This is a genomic window from Curtobacterium sp. MCBD17_023 (assembly GCF_003224415.1).
GTDB lineage: Bacteria > Actinomycetota > Actinomycetes > Actinomycetales > Microbacteriaceae > Curtobacterium.
Map to the genome: position 1 here is coordinate 14,287 of NZ_QKLJ01000019.1, position 21,551 is coordinate 35,837.

The following is a 21,551-nucleotide window of genomic DNA, read 5'->3' on the forward strand; positions in this document are numbered from 1 at the left end:
GTCCGTCACCGTACCGTGGGGACGATGAACGACTTCGTCTCCGTCCGACCCGCCGACGCCGCCGCCTGGATCACCGTGCCCACCGGTGACACCTCGAAGTACCGGCGCGGGGTCCTCGGGGTCGCCACCGGCTCCGCCGCCTACCCGGGTGCCGCGGTCATGGGCGTCGACGCCGCCGTGCACACCGGGCTCGGCATGGTCCGGTACGTCGGACCCGACCGTGCCACCGACTTCGTGCTGGCCCGACGGCCGGAGATCGTCGCCGGGGTCGGCCGCGTGCAGGCGTGGCTCGTCGGGTCGGGCATCTCGGCGGCCTCGCTGGACGAGCTCGACGCGACGACCCGCGACGGCTTCGCGCACGCGTCCGAGGACGGCGTGCCGGTCGTCGTCGACGCCGGTGCGATCCCGCTCGTCGACCTCGGGCCGCTCGCGGTCCTCACCCCGCACGCTGGCGAGGCAGCGTCCCTGCTCGGGGTGTCCCGCGACGAGGTCGAGGGGGACCCGCAGGGTGCTGCGCTGCGTGCGGCGGAGCGCACCGGCAGCGTCGTGCTGCTCAAGGGTGCGGACACGCACGTCGTCACGCCCGACGGCGGGGTCCGGCTGGTGGCGTCCTCGGCGACGCCGTGGCTCGCCGCGGCCGGTGCCGGGGACGTCCTCGGCGGGGTGCTCGGAGCCCTCGTCGCAGCGCGGGCCGGGACGAGCGAGGTCGGGTCAGAGGAGCTGGCGCACCTCGCCGCCGCCGCTGCGGTCGTGCACGGGGTCGCGGCACGCCGGGCGTCGCGTGGTGGGCCGTTCCCGATGACGGCACTCGTGGAGCAGCTGCCGGGTGTGGTGCGGGACCTCGCGGTGCGGGGTGACGCGCAGGCGGACTGACGGGCCGCCGGTCTGGACTGAGGGACCGACGGGAGGCGCGGTGCCGACCGGTGCCGCGCCTCCCGGCCGTCAGGTGGTCGCGTCGCGACCTTCCGGACGGGTGGTCAGGAGGCGGGCGTGGCGTGCACGAGGAACTCGACCGCGCCTGCGTCGTCGACCTTGACGAACCCGAGGTCCGGGGCCTGCACCGAGTAGTCCGAGAACGTGATCGGGACCGAGCCGGAGACGTCGACGCCGTCACCGCTGAGTCCGACCTGCAGCGTCGCGGTGACCGGCTTCGTGACGCCGTGCAGGTCGAGCGTGCCGGTGGCCCGCACCTCGGTGGTGGCGTCGCCCGACGGGACCGCGTCCTCGATCGGCTCCGTGAGCGTGAAGGTGGCGGTCGGGAACGCCTGGGTGTCGAGCGCCGAGTCGCGGAAGTACGAGTCGCGCTGCTCCGAGTCGGTGGCGATGTCGCCGACCTGCACCGTGATCGTGGCCGCGCTGATCGTCGTCCCGTCGACGGTCGCCGTGCCGGTGACGCTCGACGTACGACCCGTGACGGTGACGTCGGAGCCGTTCAGGACCTCGTGCACGCGGTAGCCCGCCTCGGACCCGTCGCCGATCGTCCACTCGCCGGACAGGTCCTCCGGCTCGAGCGTGGAGGGAGCGCGGGTGGCGGCGACGCTGGGTGTGGCCGAGGCCTTCGCGTTCTCGGTGGACGTGTAGGCGCGGGTGCCGACCACCACGGCGACGACCGCGACGGCCAGGACGACGACGGCGATGACGAGCCACGTCAGGAGACGGCGGCGCGGGCGGCGGGGCGCGGGACGGTCCGGTGCTGAGGTCACAGGAGGACGGTGACACGTCACTCTCCGGATCGGCTGTGGATCCGGGTCGGCTGTGGATCCGGATCGGCTGTCGATCCGGATCGGCTGTGGGCCAGGGGCGGCGTGGTGCCCGGACGGCGGTGGCAGCGTCACCGGCCCTGTGGACAGCGGCGGTCGGCCCGTCCCGACTCGGTACGCTCATCCGGTGCGCAGGAACCCGTGGCCGGAGATCGTCGCGTTCGTGGTCGCGTTCGCCGCGGTGCACGCGCTGCTCTGGACCCTGACCCTCGTCGTCCCGAACCAGCCGATCGGCGACGTGACGATCACGTACCGTCGCTGGATCGAGTCCGGGCACGCCTCGCACTTCTGGGTGGGGATCGACGCTCCGTGGGTGTACCCGATCCTGGCGATCGTGCCGATGGCGGCCGCGTCGCTCGGCGGGACCGCGGCGATCGGCACCGGTTGGCTGCTGCTCATGGTGCTGCTGCACGCGGTCGTCTGCGCGGTGCTCTGGCGCTACCGGGCGTTCGGCGTCCGGGTCGTCTGGTGGTGGCTGGCGTTCCTGCTCGCGCTCGGGCCGATCGGCCTCGGACGCGTCGACACCGTCGCCACCGCGGTCGCGCTCGTCGGGGTCGCGTCCGTCGCGGCTCGTCCGGGGATCGCCGCCGCGGTGTTCACCGTCGCCGCATGGGTCAAGGTCTGGCCGGCGGCGCTCGTCGGCGTGCTCGTCGTCCTCCGTCGGGGGCGTCGTGTCGACGTGGTCGCGGGAGCGCTCACGGTCACCGCGCTCGTGGTGCTCGTGGACGTGCTGTTCGGCGGCGCCGCGCACCTGTTCTCGTTCATCGGCGAACAGACCGGGCGCGGCCTGCAGATCGAGTCACCGCTCGCGACGCCGTACCTGTGGGCGGCAGCGGCGCGGGTGCCGGGCGCCGCGGTGTTCTACGACCAGGAGATCCTGACCTTCGAGGTGTCCGGTGCCGGGACGGAGGTCGTCGCAGCGCTCTCGACCCCGCTCATGGCCGTCGTCGTCGTGGTGGGCGTCGTCCTCGCCCTGCTCGCCGTCCGCACCGGCGCGCAGCGGGCGCGGGTGGCTCCGGTCCTCGCGCTGCTGTTCGTGGCGGCGCTCATCGCGACGAACAAGGTCGGGTCACCGCAGTACATCGGCTGGTTCGCCGTGCCGGTGGTCTGGGGGCTCGTCGCCGGGCGCGGCAGTGCGTGGCGGTTCCTGCCGGTCGCCGGGGCGATGCTGCCGATGGCCTTCCTCACGCAGCTCGTCTACCCGGCGTACTACGACCAGGTGCTCGGTGTGCAGCCGTGGATCCTCGTCGTGCTGTCGCTGCGGAACCTGCTGGAGGTCGCGGTGCTCGTGTGGTCGGTCGTCGTCCTGGTCCGGATGTGGCGGGACGGGATCGAGCCACGCGCCTCCCGTCCGGCCACCGGACCCGCGCACGTGGACCGCGAGCGGGGCAGGATGGGCGCATGATCCTCGCCTTCTCAATCGCCCCGTCCGGCGGACCCGCTGCGAACGAGGACGGTTCCGTGCACGACGCCGTCGCCGCGGCCGTCCGGGTCGTCCGCGAGTCCGGACTGCCGAACCGCACCTCGTCGATGTTCACCGAGATCGAGGGGGAGTGGGACGAGGTGTTCGACGTCGTCAAGCGGGCGACCGAGGCCGTCGCACCGTTCGGCACCCGCATCTCGCTCGTGCTCAAGGCGGACATCCGACCGGGGCACACGGGGGAGATCGACGGGAAGCTCGAGCGGCTCGAGGCGGCGCTCGGGGACTGAGCCCCGCCCGACCGGCCGGTGTGGGTCCGTCCGACACGCCGCCGACGTCGACGCGATGTCGGCGGTCGGGTGTGTGCTGTCTCCATCAGCCGGTGCACGAGCACCGGCACCACGACGGAAGGAGCCCGCTCATGATGCACGACGGTTGGTGCCCGGACTGTGACCTCCGCTCGGTCGTGATCGACGTCGACGACCAGGGCGACAACGCCTGGGCGAGCTGCACCGAGTGCGGCTCCGGGTGGGTGCACCGCGACGACCTGCCGGAGGCGCGTACCGCCTCCCGTGCGCCGGAGCAGCGCGCAGCCTGAGGCGCCCGCGTCCGCGGCCCTGCCGATCGGGAATCCCGATCGGCAGGGCCGCGTTCTGCTGTCTGGTCGTCGTCCAAATCGCGTGCGGGTCGAATCGGTCCGACCGGTGTCTTCCGTCGCCGTGTTGGAGCGGTCTACACTGTTCCAGCCGCGACCTCGGTCGTCCACCGCCTCCGATCCCACCGTGCCCCGGCACGAGAACAGGTCCCATGTCGCAGCTCACGTCGGCCCGCCGCACGCTCGCCATCCTCGCCCTCGCGCTCGGTGGGTTCGCCATCGGCACGACCGAGTTCGTCGCGATGGGCCTGCTGCCGAACATCGCCGAGGCGCTCCTGCCCGGGCAGTACGCGACCGACCCGGAGGGCGGCGTCGCGCACGCGGGATGGCTCGTGAGCGCATACGCCCTCGGTGTCGTCGTCGGAGCGCCGACGATCGCCGCGATGTCGGCCCGGTTCCCCCGCAAGGGCCTGCTCATGGTGCTGCTGATCGGGTTCGCGGTCGCGACGGTCGCCAGCGCGGTGTTGCCGTCCTTCGGGCTCGTCGTCGTCGCACGCTTCGTCGCCGGACTCCCGCATGGCGCGTACTTCGGCATCGCCTCGATCGTCGCCGGCGACATCATGGGCCCGGGCAAGCGGGGCAAGGGCATCGCGCTCGTGCTGCTCGGCCTCTCCGTCGCGAACGTCGTCGGCGTGCCCGCGGTGACGTGGATCGGGCAGGTCGCGAGCTGGCGTGTCGCTTACGGCGTCGTCGCCGCCCTGTTCGGCCTGACCTTCCTCGCGGTCTCCGCGTTCGTCCCCCGCAGCGCGCGGGATGTCCACGCGACCATCGGCCGTGAGCTCCGGGTCTTCCGCCTGCCGCAGGCGTGGATCGTGATGAGCCTGGGCGCGGTCGGGTTCGGCGGGTTCTTCGCCGTCTACTCGTACATCTCGCCGCTCGTGCAGAACGTCACCGGCCTGTCGGAGTCCACCGTCCCCCTGGTGCTCGTCGTCGTCGGGCTCGGGATGGTCGTCGGCGGCCTGCTCGGTGGGTTCCTGGCCGACCACAGCGTGAAGGCCACCATCTTCGTGGGGCTCTTCGCCCTGATCGGCGCGCTGCTCGTGACGGTGCTCACCGCGCAGTGGGTCGTCGGGCTCTTCGTCGGCGCGTTCCTGCTCGGAGCGACCTCGTCCGCGATCCCGCCGGCGGTGCAGTCCCGCCTGATGGACATCGCCGGCGACGCCCGGACCATCGCGGCAGCGCTCAACCACTCGGCGTTCAACCTCGGCAACTCGCTCGGTGCGGCCCTCGGCGGAGCGGTCATCGCGGCCGGCTTCGGGTTCCTCGCGCCGGGCTGGCTCGGCATCGGTCTGGCGCTGCTCGGCGTCGTCGTCGCGGTGATCAGCTACGCGGTGGAGGGCCGCTCGAAGCGTCGCGCAGCGGCGTTCCGGACGGCGGGCGCGAGCACCGGCCCGATCCGCGAGGTCGTGTCCACGCACTGACGCGTCCCCGGCCCCACCCGGCATCCGTCGGGCTCGACGGGGCGCGCTGACTGGTGCCGCGCCTCCCGTGTGCACAGCGATGTCGACGCATCCGGCTGCTGTCGTCGCGGTTCCACGACGCGCCGCGTGTGCACCGTTCCGGTTCCACGATTGCGGCATCTCGACGCTCGAGATGCCGAGATTCCGGAACCTGGCGGGGCGCGGCGATTCCGGAACCTGGCGGGGCGCGGCGGGTCGGAACGTTGCTACAGCCCGTGCGGGGACCCGTCCTGCAGGATGATGCCGTCGGTGATCGCCCGCTTCCGGAGCGCCACCTTCGTGCCCACGTCGAAGCCGGCGACGCGGTACTTCTCGCGGATGCGCTTGAGGTAGCTCTTCGCGGTCTCCTCGGAGATGCCGAGCTGGTACGCCACGCTCTTCACGGGCTCGCCGCCGCCGTAGAGCGCCATCACGCGACGCTCCTGCGCGCTGAGCTTCGGGACGCCACCGACGTCACCGGAGTTGATGGCCAGGTCGAGTTCGGCGGAGACGTACTGCTCGCCGCGCTGCGCCGTCCGGATCGCCTCGACGATCATGGCCGCGTCCTCGCTCTTGACGAGGTAGCCGAGGGCACCGGCACCGAGGGCCTCGCGGACGACGTTCGGCTCCGAGTACGTGCTCATCACGACGGTCTTCACGCCGGCGGTCTTCAGCGTCGAGATCTTCAGCGAGACCGGGATCGAGTCCTTGAGGTCGAGGTCGAGGAGCACGACGTCGACCGGGAACCCCGGGCTGGTGAGCAGCTCGGGCCACGTGGTGACCGCGGTGACCATCTGGATGTCGTCCGCGGCGTTGCGGATCCACTCGGTCAGGGCGCTGAGGAGCATCCGGTGGTCGTCGACGAGTGCGAGTCTGATCGGTTCCGCTGGAGTCGCCATGCTCGGCGTCCTTTCTCGTGGTGTCCGTCCGGGGCCTGCCGATCCTAGGAGGGTCGGTGGTCCGGTCTGGGGAGGCTGGCCTGGTTGTCCGCATGACGCACGTTGACGGTGCCGGGAGGCGCGGGGTGCGTCACATCTGCGGGTGCCGGTCGACGACGCAGTGCGCGGTGACGTGCAGCACGCCGTCCCGCACGCTGTCGGTGTACGGGCCGATGCGCTGGAGGGCGGCCCACGCTGCGGGCCCGAGGCGCCGACGGGGGACCCCGCGGGACTCGATGACGACGGGGACGTCCATCCGGTCGTCGCTGACCGGGTGGCCGTCGGTCCCGACCGGTCCGAGGGTGACCGACACGACGGGGGCGCCGGGTTGCTGGCTCCGGCCGTCGCCGACCATGAGCCAGAGGGCCTGGAGCAGACCGTCGCGCTGCGCCGGGGACAGGTGTCCGGCCAGGGCACCGGGGTCGGCGACGGCGACGGCGCGACCCAGCCGGTCCGACTCGGTGATGGCGTGGTACAGCCACGTCTCGCGACGGCCCTCGATGAGGTGCAGGCGGAGTTCGGTCGCGAGGGAGGCGGCGACGGAGGCGGACGCGTCCGACAGCGGCAACGGGTCGGATCCGTTCGCGACGGCGTCCAGGAGCTTCTCGGCTGCGAGGTCGAGCCGGGCGAGTTCGTCCGACGCGAGCATCCCGACGGCGAACTGCGGCGCACCGACGTTGCTCTGCACGAGGACCCGGTCGAGTTCGCGCTGCACGAGCTGGCGGAACCGGTGCACGACGAAGAGCGCGAGCGACGGCGGCACGACCGTCACGGACAGGAGCGTCACGAGCCCGGGGAGCGTCTCGGGGCTGATCGGCGTCGAGACGACCGCGTAGACGACGAAGGCCAACCCGAGGCCGACGATCGCCGCGATGACCTCGCGCGCTGGCCGGAGGGTCGTGATCGGCAGGAGGGCGAAGCCGGCCGCCATCGACGCGGTCGAGGTGTGCCCGAGGTCGTGCTGGGACCAGATGCCGATGAAGTCGAGCGCGACGACGCTGGCGAGCACGACGCAGATGAGGCCGAACGCGAGACCGGTCAACCGCTCGCCGTAGGTGAGGACGATGGCGATGACGCAGGTCGCGGCGGCCACGAAGAGGAGCCACGCGCTGGCGGTGAACCAGGGGTTGCCGTAGTCCTCCCAGTGCACGAGGAAGAAGACGATGCCGCCGAGTGCCTCGAGACCGGTCAGGACGGCCGCACCGAGCCCGAGGTGGCCGGCTCCGAGGGAGGCGCCGGGCTGGGCGGCCTGGCGGAGCGAACGTGCACCGGTCGACGTGGAGGGGAGGCCGCGCGCCTGCCGACGCTCGGTGCCCCGGTACCGTTCCCGGGCCTCCCGGCGGGTACGGGGTGCGTCCTGGTCACCGGTGAGCCCCCGGCTGATGGTGTCCTCGGGGATGCGGCTCACCGCGGTGCCTCCAACACGACCGTGGTGCCGGAGCCCGGCGCGGAGAAGAGCCGGGCGTCGCCGCCGACCTCACGGAGACGGTTCACGACGCTCTCCTTGAAGCCGAGTCGTTCGGAGCTGACGGCGTCGAGTTCGAAGCCGACGCCGGAGTCGGTGACCATGGCGCGGACCATCGCCTCGTCGTGCACGATCGTGACGTGCGCCTCGGGGACCCCGGCGTGCCGACGGACGTTCTCGAGGCACTCGCCGAGCGCGAGCAGGAAGGCGTCGAGGACGTGGGTCGGCAGGAGGACCTGTCCGGTGCCGTGCCAGGCGACCTCGAGCCCCATCCGGCCGAACCGCTGCTTGACCGACTCGAGGGTCTGCCCGAGCGGGGACTCCTCGGTGCGGGTGAGCGAGTAGTCCCCGGACTGCTGCGGCTGCGGGGTCGCGCCGAGGCGGAGGTGGCGGAGGAGGCGGGCGTCCTCGGCGGCCTGCTCGCGCATCGCGTGCTCGGAGACGCCGACACCGCTGTGCGCGAGGAGGGTCAGGGTCGCGAGGACGGTGTCGTGCAGCAGGCGTGCTCCCTGCCGCCGCTGCGCCTCGGTCTCGCTGGCCTGCCGTTCGGCGCGGTGCGCTGTCCCGATCGTGTAGATGCGTCGCGCCACGCGGGGGATGCTCCGGCTGATCCACACCGCGACGACGGCGACGAGCACCCAGCCGAGCAGGACACCGCTGACGGGCAGGGAGAGGACCGTGCCGCTCGCCCACGACATCAGGGTGACCGAGACGACACCGGCGGCGGCCGCGATGCCGAGGCCGACGGGGTGTCCGCGCTGCGCCATGAGGAGGGAGGCCAGTCCGCCGCCGGCGAGCGGCACGAGCGCGCTCGCGATGACTCCGCGGTCGTCGGGGGCGACGGCGGTGGCGAGGACCGCGACGGCGCCGAGACCGCTCAGCACCGTGAGGGCGGTCCACCAGGTCGACCCGTTCCACCCGAAGGCGACGAGTGCACCGATCATGACGGCGATGCACGTGAACCCGACCACGAGCGGCAGCGCGGGCACGGCGAGCGACGTGGCCACGGCGACGACGCTGACGAGCGCGCAGACGATGCCCACGACACGCGTCGTCGACCGGAGGAGGCGGTCGCGTTCCTGCGCGAGGAGTTCCATCGTTGGTCCTGGCTGTTCCTGGTTCGGGAAACTGGTTGGTCTTGGGAAACCGAGCACTGGTCGAGACCGTGCACTCTGCATCATTCCACGGGCGACACTCGTTGTGGGGTGTTCGGCGCGCGGGGGTCGACGGATCGGTCTGCGGGTGTCCCGTCTTCCGAGGACACGCGCTGCACCCCGATCAGACGAGCAGGCGCCGGAGATGCGCGCCGACGGCCTCGGACTCGATGAGGAAGCCGTCGTGGCCGAACTCGCTCGTGATCACCGCGGCACGGTCACCGTCGAGCGTGTCGGGCACCCCGGCGGCGATGCGGTGCTGGTCCTCGACCGGGAACAGACGGTCGCTCGAGACGCCGACGACGAGGGTCCGTGCAGTCACACGGGCCAGGGCCGCGGCGACCCCACCGCGGCCGGCCCCGACGTCGTGCGAGTCCATCGCGTGTGTGAGCGCGACGTACGAGGCCGCGTCGAACCGCCGGGTGAACTTGTTGCCGTGGAAGTCGAGGTAGCTCTCCACCGAGAACCGGCCGTCGTCGCCGAGCGGGGAGACGTCGCTCTGCCACGTCCGGGCGAACCGGCCGTTGAGCTCGTCCGAGGCGCGGTAGGTCATCATCGCCATCCGTCGCGCGAGCGCCAGCCCCCGGTGCGGCCCCTCGCCGGGTTCGGCGTCGTGGTGGTCGCCGCCGGCGAAGCCCGGGTCCATCTGGATCGCCGCCCGCTGCAGGGAGTTCGCGGCGATCTGGTCCGCGGTGGTCTGCGCGGTCGTCGCGAGCACGGCGAGGCGCGCCACCCGCTCCGGGGCGGTGACCGCGAGTTCCAGCGCGTGCATGCCGCCCATCGAGCCGCCGACGACGGCCGCGAACCGGTCGATGCCGAGTCGGTCCGCCAGCCGCAGCTGCGTCGCCACCTGGTCGCGGGCGGTGACGAACGGGAAGCGGGAGCCCCACTCGACGCCGTCCGGTGCCAGCGAGGAGGGGCCGGTCGTGCCCTGGCACCCGCCGAGCATGTTCGGCGCGACGACGAAGAACCGGTCGGTGTCGATCGCCCGCCCCGGCCCGACGACGTCGCCCCACCAGCCGGCGGTGCGGTGGCCGGGGCCGGCGGGTCCGGTGACGTGCGAGTCGCCGGTCAGGGCGTGCAGCACCAGGACGGCGTTGTCCCGCGCGGGGGAGAGCGTCCCCCAGGTCTCGTACGCCACGCGGACGGCGGGGACGAGCCCGCCGCGGACGGTCTGCTCGCCGAGGTCCTCGAACCGGCGTGCCCCGGGCGGGTCACCCGGTCGCCACGCACCCGTCACGGGCGGTTTGCCGAGCGTGCGGAGTTCGGCGCCGGGCACCAGGGTGGACGGCACGGAGTCCTCGGGGGTCGTCTGCCAGTCCATCGTGGGGTCCAGTCTGCCGGGAGGCCCGCCGCACCGTCGCCGTGTTACGTCGCGACGGGCCGCGGAACGCGACGTGGGCGGGTCCGCGCAGCGGTGGACCGCTGCGGGGAACCGCCCACGTTCCGTGCGGCGGGGCTAGGCGCGCAGGCCCGCCTGGGCGACGGCCCGTGCGGCGGCGAGCCCGGCCTCCAGGTCGGCCTTGAGGTCCTCGACGTTCTCGATCCCGACCGACAGGCGGACGAGCCCCGGCGTCACACCGGTCGTGAGCTGCTGTTCGGGCGTGAGCTGCGAGTGCGTCGTCGACGCCGGGTGGATGACGAGAGAGCGGACGTCGCCGATGTTCGCCAGGTGCGAGAACAGCTGCAGCTCGTCGACGAGCGCGCGGCCCGCGTCCACACCGCCCTTGAGCTCGAAGGACAGCACCGCACCGACACCGCGCGGCGCGTACTTCGTCGCGGCGGGGTACCAGGGGCTGGTCGGCAGGCCCGCGTACGCCACCGTCGCGACGTCCGGGTGCCGGTCGAGCCACTCGGCGATCTCCTGCGCGTTCGCGACGTGGCGCTCCATCCGGAGGCTGAGCGTCTCGATGCCCTGCAGGAGTGCGAAGGCGGTGTCGGGGGAGTTCGACGCGCCGAGGTCACGGAGCAGCTGCACCCGCGCCTTGACGATGTACGCGACCGCGTCGCCGACGACCTGCGAGAACACCGCCCCGTGGTACGACGGGTCCGGGGTGCTGAACTCCGGGAACCGCTCGGCGTGCTCGGACCAGGCGAACGTGCCGCCATCCACGATGAGCCCGCCGATGACCGTGCCGTGCCCGCCGAGGAACTTCGTCGCCGAGTGCACGACGATGTCCGCCCCGTGCTCGAACGGCCGGATGAGGTACGGCGTCGCGATCGTGTTGTCGACGATGAGCGGCACCCCGGACTCGTGCGCGACGCCCGCGACGGTCTCGATGTCGAGCACGTTGATCCGCGGGTTGCCGATCGTCTCGGCGAAGAACAGCTTCGTGTTCGGGCGGACCGCGCGACGCCACTCCTCGGGGTCGTCCTGGTCCTCGACGAACGTCGTCTCGATGCCGAGCTTGGCGAGCGTGTACTTGAACAGGTTGTACGTGCCGCCGTAGATCGACGACGACGAGACGATGTGGTCGCCCGCGCCGGCGATGTTGAGCACCGCGTAGGTCTCCGCCGCCTGGCCGCTCGACACGAGCAGGGCGCCGGTGCCGCCCTCGAGTGCCGCGACCCGCTGTTCGACGACGTCGTTCGTCGGGTTCATGATCCGCGAGTAGATGTTGCCCGGCTGCGCCAGCGCGAACAGGTCGCGGGCGTGGTCCGAGTTCTCGAACACGTACGAGGTCGTCTTGTAGATCGGCGTCGCCCGGGCACCCGTCGTCGGGTCCGGAGCGGCACCCGCGTGCACCTGCGTGGTCTCGAACCGCCAGGCGGCTGCGTCGTTCGTGGTCATCGGGAGCTCCTGTCCGTCACCGTGGTCGTCGGGTCGACACGGACGCGGGCCGGGAGGACCGCCGCGTCTGTCCGTCACGCCTCACGCTACGCAGATGGCGGGGCTGCTACCAGCGCGGGCGTCGTCGGGCGTAACGCGCTCGCGCGACGCAGGATGCGCATCCCGTCCGGGGCGAGGGCGGTCAGGCGGCGGATGGCCTACAGTTCTGCCGTCATGACCTCCCCGCCGACGCCGCCAGACCGCGGACCGCAGCACGGACCCGGGCACGCCGCCGTGCGCCGGGACGACGTGGCCGGGCGGGACGTGGACGAAGCGACGGGGTTCTACGAGCGGGTGCACGACGCCCACGAGGTCCGGCTCACGCAGGACGAGTCGCGGCCGTTCGGGTTCCGGTTCCGTGTCGTGGGTGACGACCGACTCCGCCTCCGCAGCTCCGCCCTCAGCGCCGACCGCTGGGGCCGCATCGAACCCGTCGGTCGCATCCTCGTGGCGTGGGCGCACGACGGACAGCTCGCCTTCGACGCCGGGACGGACCAGGAGCTCGTCGCCCACGCGGGAGTGCCGGCGGTGTACCCGACCGGCCGCCCCTTCACGATCGAGGCGCCCGCCGGCATCACGCTGCACACCATCGACGTCGACGCGCGCGCCCTCGAGGACCTGCACGCCGCCCGCACCGGCACCGCCCCCCGACCGCTCACGATCGCCCGACGCCCGGACGCCGAGGGCCTCGCCGCCCTGCGCGCCGTGCTCTCCGCCTCGGCCCCCGTCCTCCTCGACCCCGCCGCCGACCGCCTGGAGCGTGCTCGACACGTGGACGCCCTGAGCCGTCGCATGCTCGACGCCTTCGTCCCTGCTCCGGCGGCACCGCACCACGCCGGACACCCGCGCAACGTCTCCCGAGCGCTCGAGTACATCGAGGAGCACCTCGGTGAGCCGGTCACCGCCGCCGACATCGCCGGTGCCGCCGGCCTCAGCCAGCGCGGACTCCAGCAGGCGTTCGCCCGCAACGACCTCCCGACACCGCTCGAGGCCCTCCGCGAAGCCAGACTCCGACGGGTCCGCACGGCGCTCGCCGACGGGCGCGTCGGCGAGGACAGCGTCGCAGCGGTGGCACGGGCGCACGGCTTCGTCCACCTCGGCCGCTTCGCCGGCTACTACGCCGAGCGGTTCGGCGAACGTCCGAACGACACGCTCCGGTCCTGACCGCGCGTCACACCGGGTCGCGGCGGAACAACCAGTCGACCTTCGGCTCGAGCAGCCACCGCATCCCGCGCCGGACGAACGGCTGCGCGAGGAACAGGCTCACCGCGCACGCGAGCAGCACCATGAGCAGCACGTACGGCCACGCCGAGTGCTCCCCGGCCAGGATCCCGGACTCGCGGATGGGGTAGAGCACGAATGTGTGCAGGAGGTAGACGTACATCGTCGCCGCACCGAACCGGGTCAGCCAGACCGTCCGGCGGGGCACGAGCAGCAGGAACGCCGCCGTGAGCAGCGCCGCGAACAGCATCAGCCCGAAGCGGACGCCACCGGCCCACCACGTGTCCTCGCCGAGCCCGGAGTACGAGTCGTCGTAGAAGAACCAGTGGTGCAGGTCGAACTGCTCGAACTGCGGGGTGAACAGCACGCACGCTGCCGCCCACGCGGCGAAGAGCAGCGCCGCGACGACCCGCACCCGGACCACGACCCGGCGGGGCGCCTCGTACCAGCGGTCGAACACGCCCCACTGCTTGACCTGCCACCCGAGCAGGAAGAACGGCAGCAGGCTGATCGCGCGCGACAGCGAGAGCGTCGAGTCGACGTTGTCGAAGTACCCGACGCCGATGCTCAGCACCACCGCCCAGAACAGCGGCCACCGCAGCTGCGCGAGGTACGGCAGGATCAGCCGGAAGATCCCCAGCGCGAGCAGGAACCACAGCGTCCACGTCGGCTTCGTCGGGTTGAACTCCTTGCCGCCCTCGACGATCCCCTGCACCACGGTCCAGATCGTCTGCATGACGATGTACGGCACGACGATGTCCGTGAACGTCCGCCGCATGCGCTGCGCGGTCGGGGTGTCCGCCGACGAGAAGTACCCGCTGATCACGCCGAACGCCGGCATGTGGAAGGCGTAGATGAACGTGTACAGCGCCAGAGCGTGCTCGCTGCCCGTCGTCTGCCGCTGGATCGCGTGCCCGATCACCACGAGGGTCACCGCGACGAACCGCGAGGTGTCCCACAGGGGGATGCGGCGCTTCGACCGACCCGCCTCGAGCGGAGCGGCCGGGACCGAAGGCGCGGGAGGAGCGGCGTCCGTCGTCATCTCCCGCACGTTACCGTCCGGCGGCCCCCGGCGTGTCGGTAGCGTTGACGACACCCCGCACCACCGACCACCACGAGGAGCACCATGAGGAACCGTCGAGCCGTCGTCACCGGAGCCAGTTCCGGGATCGGGGCCGCCACCGTCCGGCGCTTCCGCCAGCACGGGTGGGACGTCCTCGCGGTCGCGCGCCGGGCCGACCGGCTCGAGGCGCTCGCCGCGGAGACCGGTGCGGACACGCTCGTCGTCGACGTCACCTCGGACGCGGACGTGTCGGCGCTCGCCGCCCGCGTGGACGAGCTCGGCGGGGCGGACGTGCTCGTCAACAACGCCGGGGGAGCGTTCGGCTCGGCGTCCGTGGAGGAGTCCGACGTCGAGGACTGGCGCGCGATGTTCGAGGTGAACGTCCTCGGCACGAAGCGGGTCACCGCGGCGCTGCTGCCGGCGCTGCGCCGCCGTGCGGCGGCGACGGGCGGTGCGGACGTCGTCACCGTGACGAGCACGGCCGGGTTCGTCACCTACGAGAACGGCGGCGGCTACGTGGCCGCGAAGCACGCCGAGCACGCCGTCGTCGGTGTGCTCCGGCTCGAGCTCAACGGCGAGCCGATCCGCGTCGTGGAGATCGCCCCCGGCATGGTGAAGACCGAGGAGTTCTCCGTCGTGCGGTTCGGCGGCGACACCGCGGCGGCCGCGGCCGTCTACGACGGGGTCGAGGCGCCGCTCGTGGCGGACGACGTCGCCGAGGCGATCGTGCACGCCGTGGAGCTGCCGCCGCATGTCAACCTCGACCTCGTGACGGTCCGTCCGGTGGCGCAGTCGGCGCAGCACAAGCTCGCCCGCGGGCCGCTCACGCCCAAGGGGCAGGCCGCAGCGCCCGGGCGGTGACGACGGGTCGCGGGCGGCGCATCCCTGCCGGTACCGTGGGCGGATGCCGATCAGCAGCGAACCAGCGGAGCCGTCCGCCTCGTCGACCGTGACCGTGACGAGCGGACCGGAGGTGCTCGGCTGGCTCGAGTTCGGCGACGCCGCACGCCTGCTCGCCAAGGACGTCCTGTCCGCCGGGTTCGAGCCCGAGGTGGTCGTGGCCGTCGCCCGCGGCGGGCTCATCATCGCCGGTGCCGTGGCCTACGCGCTCGGCACCAAGGAGTGCGGCTCGATCAATGTCGAGTTCTACACCGACGTCGAGCAGCGCCTCGAGGAGCCGGTCGTGCTCGCGCCGGCCCTCGACGCGCCGAGCCTCGCCGGCAAGCGGGTCCTGGTCGTCGACGACGTGTCGGACTCCGGCCGCACCCTCGCGCTCGTGGTCGACATCATCCGGAACGCCGGTGCCGACGTCCGCAGCGCCTGCCTCTACTCCAAGCCCGGCACGGTGCTCGAGCCCGACCACGTGTGGCGCCGGGTCGACGGCTGGATCACGTTCCCGTGGAGCGCCCTCGCACCGGTGACGGCCGAGTCGTGAGCATCCACCTGGTCGGCGGCGGCTCCTTCGTCGCCGCGGACGTCGCCGCCGCCTTCACCGCCGAGGCCACCGCACGCTCCGCCGCGGTCGGGCGCACCGTCCCCCGCATCGCGCTGCTGTCCGTCGCCGGTGCCGACGGCAGGTCGCCCGGCTCGACCGCCGACATCGCCGAGGTCCTCGGTGGTGCGCGCGCGGCCGAGGTCCTCGTCACCGAGGTCCCCGCCGGCGGGGTCTTCGACACGACGGTCCTCAGCGACGTCGACGCCCTGGTCGTGAGCGGCGGTCGGACCCCGGACTACCTGGACGCCGTCACGCCGCTCGTCGACCAGATCCGCCTGCTCGTGTCGGACGGTCTGCCGTACCTCGGGTACTCCGCCGGTGCGATGATCGCCGCGGACCGCGCCCTGGTCGGCGGACACCGGATCGGCGGCGTCGAGGTCTGCCCCGAGGACGCCTCCGAGGGCCTGGACGAGGTCGAGCTCCGCGAGGGACTCGGACTCGTCGACCTCACCATCGACGTGCACGCCGCGCAGGCCGGCACCCTCGCCCGCCTCGTCGCGAGCGCCGAGGCCGAGTTCGTCACCGCGGGTCTCGCCATCGACGAGGACACCGCGCTCGTCGTCGGCGAAGGTGCGCTCGAGGTCCGCGGCACCGGGAGCGTCTGGCGGGTGATGGCGGGCGAGGAGTCCGTCTCGGTCGCCACCATGGGCGCCTAGCGTGCAGCCGAAGCCCCTCGCGGAGCTCGTCGACCCCGGCTGGGCCGAGGCGCTCGCCCCGGTCGAGGACGAGGTCCACCGGATCGGTGCGTGGCTCCGTGCCGAACACGAGGCGGGCCGACCGTACCTGCCCGCCGGACCGGCGGTCCTCCGTGCCTTCGAGGACCCGTTCGACCGCGTGAAGGTGCTCGTCGTCGGGCAGGACCCGTACCCGACCCCCGGGCACCCGATCGGCCTGTCCTTCGCCGTCGCGCCACACGTGCGCCCGGTCCCGCGGAGCCTGCAGAACGTCTACCGCGAGCTCGCCGACGACCTCGGCGTGACGCCCCCGGCGCACGGCGACCTGCGGGCGTGGTCCCGGCAGGGCGTGCTGTTGCTCAACCGGGTGCTCACCGTCGGCGTGGGCGCGCCCGCCAGTCACCGCGGCAAGGGCTGGGAAGCGGTCACCGAGCAGGCCGTCCGGGCCCTCGTCGCCCGCGACCGTCCCCTCGTCGCCGTGCTCTGGGGCGCGCAGGCGGCGTCGGTCCGGCCGTTCCTCGGCGACACCCCGGTCGTCGCGTCGGCGCACCCGAGCCCGCTGAGCGCGTCCCGCGGGTTCTTCGGCAGCCGACCGTTCTCCGCGGTGGACGACCTGCTCGCCGCCCAGGGCGCGGACCCCGTCGACTGGACCCTGCCGACCGAGCCGTGACGGGCCTCCCGTAGGCTCGAGCCGTGCTCGAGGAGGAATACCAGCAGCGGCGGACCCTGCCGCGACACCTGCGTGCCCCGGCCCCGCCGGAACCGGTCTTCACGTACGCGATCCGACCGGCGACGACCGCGGACCTGCCCGAGGTGCGCGAGATCCACACGCACTACGTCCGGAACTCCTCGGTGACGTTCGACGCGGCGGCCTTCACCTTCGCCGCGTGGAAGCGCCGGTACGACGACCTCCAGCGGCGGAAGCTGCCGTTCCTGGTGGCCCAGGCGCCGTCCGGGCAGGTGCTCGGCTACGCGCTCGTCGAGCCCTGGAACCCGCGGGACCGGTCGAACCACGTGGTCGAGGACTCGATCTACCTCGGGGCGGCCTCGGGCGGGAAGGGCCTCGGCCGGGCACTCATGGAGGCACTGCTCGAGGCGTGCCGGGCGGCCGGCGTGCGCGAGGTCATCGCCGTGATCGCCGACCGGTCCGCGGACGCCTCGATCCGGTTGCACGAGCGGCTCGGCTTCGAGGAGATCGGCCGGATGGGACGCGTCGGGTTCAAGTACGACCGGTGGCTCGGCACGGTGACGATGCGCCTGCGGCTCCGGGGTCTGCGCAGGCGGCCCTCCGGCGGGCGCTGAGCGAGCACCGGTCAGCGAGCACCGGTCAGCGAGCACCGGTCAGCGAGCCTCGGCGACGAACTCGTCGCGCGTGGTGCGCACCAGCGCGGCGGCCGCGTCGGACGCGAGTCGGGCCTCCCGGTCGACGACCGCCTGGCCGACGGCCTCGTGTCGGGCGGCGGCCTCGGCGGTCCATCGGGTGATGGTGTCGCGGGACTCGCTCGTCCGGGTGCGGAGGAGCGCCTCGACCGTGTGCGCGAAGTGCGCGAAGACCGTGTTGCCGGATCCGGTGAGCAGGGCACGGTGGAAGCGCACGTCCGCCTCGAGGTAGGCATGTCCGTCCCCGCGTCCGACGGCCTCGACCATCTCGCGGGCCGCGACGAGCACGGCGTCGGCGGCCGGACCGCCCCGGTCCGCGGTGAGGGCGGCGGCGACCGGCTCGATCCCGAGCCGGAGTTCGAGCAGTTCGCGTTGCTGGGTGAAGTACGCGTCCGAGGCCCCGCGCCAGCGGATCACCGAGGGGGCGAGGAGCTCCCAGTCCGACGACGGCAGCACCTGGGTGCCCACCCGTTGGCGTGGCCGAACCATGCTGAGCGACTGGAGCACGCGGAGTGCCTCGCGGACGACCGATCGTGAGACGCCGAACTCGGCGGCGACGTCCTCCGGTCGGAGCACCGTCCCCGGGGCGACCGCGCCGTCGACGATGCGCTGCCCGAGCGTGTCGAGCACGTGGGCGTGCAGGCCGCGGGGTGTCGGCATCGTTCCTCCTGGTCGGACCGTCGGGTACGGGTGTGTGACGCGGACCCCATTGCAGCGGCAGACTGCGCGCAGGACGAGCTGGCGCGCGGGCGTCGACGATGTAGTCTGATTAATCAGATTATTGGTTCGACGGTCGGGATGGACAGTGACCGGCACGGACCAGCCACCAGCAGCAGGACGGCGCAGCGCAGGAGCTGCACCAGGAAGGGGCGCAGATGCCTCACCTCCAGACCTCGGCGGCGGGCACCCTGCTCGCGGCGGGCCCCGAGCCGGTCGAACCGTCGGGCACGATCCCACAGCTCGTCATCGCTGCCCTCGTCGGCATCGTGGTGATCATCGCGCTCATCACGTGGCTCAAGGTGCACCCGTTCGTCGCCCTGACGATCGGCGCGCTCGGCGTCGGGCTCGGCGCGGGTCTCGCCCCGGAACAGACGGTCACGAGCTTCGGCAACGGCTTCGGCGCGACCATGACGAGCGTCGGCATCCTCGTCGGGCTCGGGTCGATGTTCGGCAAGCTGCTCGTCGACTCCGGCGCCGCCGACCGGGTCGTCGACACGCTGGTCCGCCGGTCCTCGGCCGCCGCCCTGCCCTGGACGATGGCGCTCATCGGCGCGCTCATCGGCCTGCCGATGTTCTTCGAGGTCGGCCTCGTGCTCCTCATCCCGATCATCGTGCTCGTCGCGAAGCGCAGCGGCGTCCCGATCATGAAGATCGCGATCCCGGCCCTCGCCGGTCTGTCGACCATGCACGCGTTCGTCCCACCACACCCCGGTCCGCTCGTGGCCGTCTCGACGGTCGGCGCGGACCTCGGGACGACGCTCGCCTTCGGCATCGTGCTCGCGGTCCCCGTCATCGTCGTCGCCGGTCCGGTGTTCGCCCGCTTCGCGGCACGCTGGGTCGACGTCCCCGCTCCGGACATGTTCGGCTCACGGGACGCGGACCCCGCGCACTCCGGCCGGGAGGCACGCCGCGGCTCCGCCACGCAGGACACGGCGTCCCTGCCGAACGGGAAGAGCGACTTCACCCGGGTCATCAGCGAACCGCGCAGCCCGTCCTTCGCGGTCGCCCTCGTCGGCATCCTGCTGCCCGTCGTGCTCATGCTCGCGCAGGCGATCCGCGAGGCCACGGTGCCGGACGCCGGCGGCGCGTGGGTCGGCGTGCTCGACTTCCTCGGCACGCCGATGATCGCGATCGGCATCGCCACCGTCTACGCGATGGTGTTCTTCGCGGTCGGCGGTGGCATGGACCGGTCGGCCGTCGCGAAGTCCCTCGAGAGCGCCCTGCCGCCCGTGGCCGGCGTCCTGCTCATCGTCGGCGCGGGCGGCGGCTTCAAGCAGGTGCTCATCGACACGGGCATCGGCGGCGTGATCGCCGACGCCGTCCAGGAGTCCGGCGTGTCGGTGCTGCTCGTCGCCTGGGTGGTGTCCGCGCTCGTCCGGGTCGCCACCGGGTCCGCGACCGTCGCGACGGTCACCGCCGCGGGCATCATGGCCCCGATCGCGCAGGACCTCTCGTCCCCGATGACCTCGCTGCTCGTGCTCGCCATCGGTGCCGGGTCGGTCTTCCTGTCGCACGTGAACGACGCCGGGTTCTGGCTCGTCAAGGGCTACCTCAACACGACCGTCGGGCAGACCTTCAAGACGTGGTCGGTGCTCGAGTGCCTCATCTCGGTGACCGGGCTGGTCGGTGTGCTCGTCGCGGGGGTCTTCATCCGATGAGCGGACACGCGACCGACCAGCAGCCGGTACCGCTCGACGCACGGGTGCTCGTGGTCATGGGCGTGTCCGGTTCGGGCAAGTCGACGGTCGCCGCGATGCTCGCCGAGGAGCTCGGATGGGCCTTCGCCGAGGGCGACGACATGCACCCCGCGACCAACGTCGCGAAGATGCAGGCCGGGACGCCCCTGAGCGACGAGGACCGGTGGCCGTGGCTCGACGTCGTGGCCGGGTGGATCCGCGGACACCTCGCCGCCGGTACGAACGGGGTGGTGACCTGCTCCGCACTCAAGCGGTCCTACCGGGACGTGCTCCGGGCCTCCGGGGTGGTCTTCGTGCACGTCGCGGGGGACCGGGCGCTCCTCGGACAGCGCATGTCGTCACGGTCCGGGCACTTCATGCCGACGTCGTTGCTCGACTCACAGCTGGCGACGCTCGAGCCGCCGCAGGCGGACGAGGTCCACGTCACCGTCGCGGCCGACCGTACCCCTGCCGAGGAGTGCGCCGAGGTGCTGCGGGCGCTGGCGCCCCGGGCCGCGTGAGCAGCGGGCGCTCCGGCACGCGCTGACCGGTCCGCCCGTCACTCCGAGCCGCCGCGCGTGCCGGGCAGGCTGAGGATGTTGTCGCTGCCCTGCGGGACGACGATGAGCGAGCCGTTGTCACCGGCGCTCTTCAGGGCCTCGATCTCCCGCTGCTTCAGCGCGGCGTCCGACAGCGGCTGGCCGTTGAGCACCTTGTTCGCGTCGGCCTGCCCCTGCGCCTCGGCGACCTGCTGCTGCGCCTGGACCTTCTTGGCGTCGAGCAGCGCGCGCTCCTTCGTCACCTGGATCTGTGCCTGCTGCGCGGCAGCGTACGAGTCCGTGACCGACTTCGGGGGCGTGATCTCCTGGAGTGCGAAGTTGTCGACGTGCACGCCCGAGCCCTGCCACCGTCGTTCGAGCGCCTGGATCATGGACTTCTCGACCGCCCCGCGCTTGGTGATGAGGGCGATCGTGGTGAAGTCGTTCGGGACCTGGCGCACGACGCTCCGCACCGAGTTGCCGATGAACTGCGTCTTGAAGTTCTCCTCGGTCTTGTACGACCGGTAGATGTCCGTGACGGCCTTCGCGTCGATGCTGTACTGCAGGTTCAGGCTGATGTTCGACGAGACGCCGTCCCGGTCCTGGACGGTGACGTACGGGCCGGAGCGGACGTTGCCGTTGTTGTCCGAGTCCGAGCCGTTGACCGCGTTGATGTACGTCACCGTCTGGTTGCGGATGTTGAACGTGTGCAGCGTCGCCCACGGCGCTTTGAAGTGGAAGCCGGAGTCGGTCGTCTGCCCGACGATGTTGCCGGAGATGTCCACCTGGACCTTCGACTCGCCGGTGTCCTGCGCGTAGAGCGTGCTCGCGAGCGTGCAGACGGCGAACAGGAAGCCTGCCCCGACGGCGAACCAGGCGGCGACGCGGTTCGGGCGACGGGTGGGTGTTGCTTCCTGGGCCTCTCGACCCGGCGTCGCCGGTCGGGCCGGGGTGGTGTAGGTCCGTGTGCGGAACCACAGCGCAGCGAGCGCGACGACGAGGAAGAGGATGGCGAGCACGAACATGAAGAACACTCCTGGAGTTGGTCTCTGCAGTCTGCCGTACCCCGGCGGTCACGGTTCCCGCGGCGGCCCTTGGGAGGACGGCCGGGCGGCTCCCGGC

At 72.5% G+C, this 21,551-nt stretch carries 22 protein-coding genes; 13 read left to right on the plus strand and 9 right to left on the minus strand.

Annotation, left to right across the window (positions count from 1 at the left end):
- Positions 1-24: 24 nt before the first annotated feature.
- Entirely contained in the window at positions 25-873 is an 849-nt protein-coding gene (locus DEI84_RS14205; RefSeq protein WP_110891334.1) for an ADP/ATP-dependent (S)-NAD(P)H-hydrate dehydratase, read from the plus strand.
- A gap of 104 nt (positions 874-977) precedes the next feature.
- Here DEI84_RS14205 and DEI84_RS14210 read toward each other — a convergent pair whose 3' ends face one another.
- Positions 978-1,703 carry a YceI family protein gene (locus DEI84_RS14210; protein ID WP_258368394.1) on the minus strand — a complete coding sequence of 242 codons (726 nt, stop codon included), beginning with the start codon at positions 1,701-1,703 and terminating at the stop codon, positions 978-980.
- 184 nt (positions 1,704-1,887) lie between these two features.
- Between DEI84_RS14210 and DEI84_RS14215 the strand changes: the two genes are divergently transcribed.
- The 4 genes from DEI84_RS14215 (at position 1,888) to DEI84_RS14225 (ending at position 5,256) form a co-directional block, all read left to right on the plus strand.
- Positions 1,888-3,165, plus strand: coding sequence for a glycosyltransferase family 87 protein (locus DEI84_RS14215; protein ID WP_110891335.1), 1,278 nt, complete (start codon positions 1,888-1,890; stop codon positions 3,163-3,165).
- A complete protein-coding gene (locus tag DEI84_RS14220; protein ID WP_110891336.1) occupies positions 3,162-3,470 on the plus strand; it encodes a thiamine-binding protein in 309 nt (102 codons plus the stop codon). The genes DEI84_RS14215 and DEI84_RS14220 overlap by 4 nt, the downstream gene beginning before the upstream one ends.
- Before the next feature lie 131 nt (positions 3,471-3,601).
- Positions 3,602-3,778, plus strand: a complete 177-nt coding sequence (locus DEI84_RS15780) for a hypothetical protein (RefSeq protein WP_181420478.1) — start codon at positions 3,602-3,604, stop codon at positions 3,776-3,778.
- A 209-nt stretch (positions 3,779-3,987) separates the two neighbouring features.
- Complete coding sequence (locus DEI84_RS14225; protein ID WP_110891337.1) at positions 3,988-5,256, plus strand: MFS transporter; 1,269 nt, start codon at positions 3,988-3,990, stop codon at positions 5,254-5,256.
- A gap of 245 nt (positions 5,257-5,501) precedes the next feature.
- On the opposite strand, the gene DEI84_RS14230 is transcribed toward DEI84_RS14225, so the two are convergent.
- The 5 genes from DEI84_RS14230 to DEI84_RS14250 form a co-directional block, all read right to left on the minus strand.
- Positions 5,502-6,173: a response regulator transcription factor gene (locus tag DEI84_RS14230; protein ID WP_110825158.1), complete on the minus strand. Its 672-nt coding sequence runs from the start codon at positions 6,171-6,173 to the stop codon at positions 5,502-5,504.
- A 130-nt stretch (positions 6,174-6,303) separates the two neighbouring features.
- Positions 6,304-7,620 (minus strand): hypothetical protein, encoded by a 1,317-nt coding sequence (locus DEI84_RS14235; protein WP_110891338.1) that lies wholly within the window; start codon positions 7,618-7,620, stop codon positions 6,304-6,306.
- Positions 7,617-8,774 carry a sensor histidine kinase gene (locus DEI84_RS14240; RefSeq protein WP_110891339.1) on the minus strand — a complete coding sequence of 386 codons (1,158 nt, stop codon included), beginning with the start codon at positions 8,772-8,774 and terminating at the stop codon, positions 7,617-7,619. The genes DEI84_RS14235 and DEI84_RS14240 overlap by 4 nt, the downstream gene beginning before the upstream one ends.
- Before the next feature lie 181 nt (positions 8,775-8,955).
- Positions 8,956-10,155: a homoserine O-acetyltransferase gene (locus DEI84_RS14245; protein WP_110825155.1), complete on the minus strand. Its 1,200-nt coding sequence runs from the start codon at positions 10,153-10,155 to the stop codon at positions 8,956-8,958.
- A 135-nt stretch (positions 10,156-10,290) separates the two neighbouring features.
- Positions 10,291-11,622, minus strand: coding sequence for a bifunctional o-acetylhomoserine/o-acetylserine sulfhydrylase (locus DEI84_RS14250; RefSeq protein ID WP_110825154.1), 1,332 nt, complete (start codon positions 11,620-11,622; stop codon positions 10,291-10,293).
- A 213-nt stretch (positions 11,623-11,835) separates the two neighbouring features.
- Between DEI84_RS14250 and DEI84_RS14255 the strand changes: the two genes are divergently transcribed.
- Positions 11,836-12,825, plus strand: coding sequence for a helix-turn-helix domain-containing protein (locus tag DEI84_RS14255; protein WP_110891340.1), 990 nt, complete (start codon positions 11,836-11,838; stop codon positions 12,823-12,825).
- 7 nt (positions 12,826-12,832) lie between these two features.
- Here the strand turns inward: DEI84_RS14255 and DEI84_RS14260 are convergent, their stop codons facing one another.
- The gene (locus tag DEI84_RS14260) at positions 12,833-13,924 is read right to left on the minus strand and encodes an acyltransferase family protein (RefSeq protein ID WP_110891341.1); all 1,092 of its coding nucleotides are present in this window, start codon (positions 13,922-13,924) and stop codon (positions 12,833-12,835) included.
- Positions 13,925-14,008: 84 nt separating this feature from the next.
- Here DEI84_RS14260 and DEI84_RS14265 point away from each other — a divergent pair, with 84 nt between their 5' ends.
- The 5 genes from DEI84_RS14265 to DEI84_RS14285 are packed head-to-tail and all read left to right on the plus strand — an operon-like array spanning position 14,009 to position 17,416.
- Positions 14,009-14,806: an SDR family oxidoreductase gene (locus DEI84_RS14265; protein ID WP_110891342.1), complete on the plus strand. Its 798-nt coding sequence runs from the start codon at positions 14,009-14,011 to the stop codon at positions 14,804-14,806.
- Between the two features lie 43 nt (positions 14,807-14,849).
- Positions 14,850-15,380, plus strand: coding sequence for a phosphoribosyltransferase (locus DEI84_RS14270; protein WP_181419527.1), 531 nt, complete (start codon positions 14,850-14,852; stop codon positions 15,378-15,380).
- Entirely contained in the window at positions 15,377-16,096 is a 720-nt protein-coding gene (locus DEI84_RS14275; protein ID WP_110891343.1) for a Type 1 glutamine amidotransferase-like domain-containing protein, read from the plus strand. Before DEI84_RS14270 ends, DEI84_RS14275 begins: the two co-directional genes overlap by 4 nt.
- Before the next feature lies 1 nt (position 16,097).
- Positions 16,098-16,784: a uracil-DNA glycosylase gene (locus DEI84_RS14280; protein WP_110891344.1), complete on the plus strand. Its 687-nt coding sequence runs from the start codon at positions 16,098-16,100 to the stop codon at positions 16,782-16,784.
- Positions 16,785-16,807: 23 nt separating this feature from the next.
- Positions 16,808-17,416 (plus strand): GNAT family N-acetyltransferase, encoded by a 609-nt coding sequence (locus DEI84_RS14285; RefSeq protein ID WP_110825149.1) that lies wholly within the window; start codon positions 16,808-16,810, stop codon positions 17,414-17,416.
- 39 nt (positions 17,417-17,455) lie between these two features.
- Here DEI84_RS14285 and DEI84_RS14290 read toward each other — a convergent pair whose 3' ends face one another.
- Positions 17,456-18,154 (minus strand): FadR/GntR family transcriptional regulator, encoded by a 699-nt coding sequence (locus DEI84_RS14290; protein WP_110891345.1) that lies wholly within the window; start codon positions 18,152-18,154, stop codon positions 17,456-17,458.
- 215 nt (positions 18,155-18,369) lie between these two features.
- Here DEI84_RS14290 and DEI84_RS14295 point away from each other — a divergent pair, with 215 nt between their 5' ends.
- Both DEI84_RS14295 and DEI84_RS14300 read left to right on the plus strand, forming a co-directional pair.
- A complete protein-coding gene (locus tag DEI84_RS14295) occupies positions 18,370-19,872 on the plus strand; it encodes a GntP family permease (protein WP_110891346.1) in 1,503 nt (500 codons plus the stop codon).
- Positions 19,869-20,411: a gluconokinase gene (locus tag DEI84_RS14300; RefSeq protein ID WP_110891347.1), complete on the plus strand. Its 543-nt coding sequence runs from the start codon at positions 19,869-19,871 to the stop codon at positions 20,409-20,411. Before DEI84_RS14295 ends, DEI84_RS14300 begins: the two co-directional genes overlap by 4 nt.
- Positions 20,412-20,449: 38 nt before the next feature.
- Here the strand turns inward: DEI84_RS14300 and DEI84_RS14305 are convergent, their stop codons facing one another.
- Positions 20,450-21,454, minus strand: coding sequence for an SPFH domain-containing protein (locus tag DEI84_RS14305; protein ID WP_110891348.1), 1,005 nt, complete (start codon positions 21,452-21,454; stop codon positions 20,450-20,452).
- Positions 21,455-21,551: the final 97 nt, after the last annotated feature.